The organism is Catellatospora sp. NPDC049609, assembly GCF_040675365.1.
Lineage (GTDB): Bacteria > Actinomycetota > Actinomycetes > Mycobacteriales > Micromonosporaceae > Catellatospora.
Genome location: NZ_JBFAOU010000443.1, coordinates 1 through 1,659, shown reverse-complemented (window position 1 = coordinate 1,659; position 1,659 = coordinate 1). Strand labels below are relative to the sequence as shown.

Genomic DNA, 1,659 nt, shown 5'->3' with positions numbered 1-1,659 from the left:
TGCTGATGGCCCCCGCCGTTCGCCGGCCGGCCACCCCGGCGGGGGAGGGACCGCATCGCACGCGGTCCCTCCCCCGATCCGGAGCTCTCGCCCCAGCCCAGGCTACACCCGGCACGAAAACGCCGGATCGGCTCACCTCGATGACCGCACCCGTGGAGTTCACCCATGTCTGATCCGAACCCCCTCGACCGGTGGCTGCCCAGCCGCCTACGCACCGCGCTGGATCGCGCACAGCCGCGCACCCGCCGCGCCGTACTGGCCGTCGCGACGGCGTTCGCCGTCATCGTCGGGAGCCTGGTGGTGGTGGCCTCCAACAGCGCCTACGCCGCCAACCACACCGTCACGGTGCAGAACTTCGCCTTCAGCCCGGCGACCCTCACCGTGACGGTCGGCGACACGGTCACCTGGGTCAACCAGGAGACCGACGGCACCAGCCACACGGTAGGCGCCGACGCCGGGGCCTTCAGCTCGGGCAACCTGGCCCCCGGCCAGAGTTTCAGCTTCACCTTCACCAGCGCCGGCACGTTCGCCTACCACTGCACGCTGCACCCGTTCATGACCGGCACCATCATCGTCACGACCACCCCGACGAGCCCGAGCCCCACCCGGAGCACGGCCGTGTCGCCGTCAGCGTCGCCGTCGGCGTCACCACCACCGTCCGCATCTCCGTCTCCGTCACCGCCGCTGCCGTCGCCGTCGGTGAGCGGCGCGCCGTCGGCGTCGGCGTCGCCGAGCGGGCCGCTGCCCTGCGCGAATCCGACCGTCGGAGCCGCACAGAACGACGGCACCAGGCTCGCGACGTTCACCACTGCGGCCGACGGCACGAAGGTCTTCCTGCTGTGCATGGCCCCGGTGTCGTGGGAGATCAAGCCGGGCGACGTCAGACCGGCATACGCCTTCAACGGCATCGTGCCCGGCCCCACGATCAAGGTCAACGAAGGGGACAAGGTACGCGTCGTCGTCCAGAACCAGCTGCCCGAGCACACCGGAGTGCACTGGCACGGGATGCAGCTGCCCAACAACCAGGACGGCGTGCCGCACCTCACCCAGCCGCCGATCATGCCGGGCGACGTCTACACCTACCAGTGGACGGCGACCAGCACCGGCACCCACTGGTACCACACCCACATGGGCGGCACCCAGGTCGGCAAGGGCCTGTACGGGGCCCTGCTCGTCACGCCGACGCTCGGCGACATCGCCGCGGACAAGCACTACACGCTGCAGATCGGTGACGGCGCCAACGGGTTCACCCTCAACGGCAAGTCCTACCCCGCAACCGTGCCGCTCACCGCCAAGGTGAACCAGCGCGTCCACATCAGGCTCGTCGGCACCGGGCCGGAGATGCTGCACCCGATGCATCTGCACGGCATGACGTTCCAGGTGGTCGCTCAGGACGGCAACAAGCTGACCACGCCCTACACCGTCGACACGCTCACCGTGGCGGTCGGCCAGACCTACGACATCGTCGCCCAGCCCAAGGTCGCGGGGACCTGGCTGCTGCACTGCCACATCTTCTCCCACGCCGAAGGTCCGACCGGGATGACCGGCCTGGCCACCACCCTCGTCCGCCGGGCGCGGGCGGTAGCGGCCGATGCGGACGGACGCGGTGCAGGAGACCGGCCCGGTGGCGTGCGCGCGGTCGTGGAACGCGTTGGGGCC

At 70.5% G+C, this 1,659-nt stretch carries 1 protein-coding gene; it reads left to right on the top strand.

All coding sequences use genetic code 11. The features are described from left to right. Positions 1-165: 165 nt before the first annotated feature. A partial coding sequence (locus AB0J67_RS40995) for a multicopper oxidase domain-containing protein (protein WP_363491208.1) occupies positions 166-1,659 on the top strand: 1,494 nt, incomplete at its 3' end.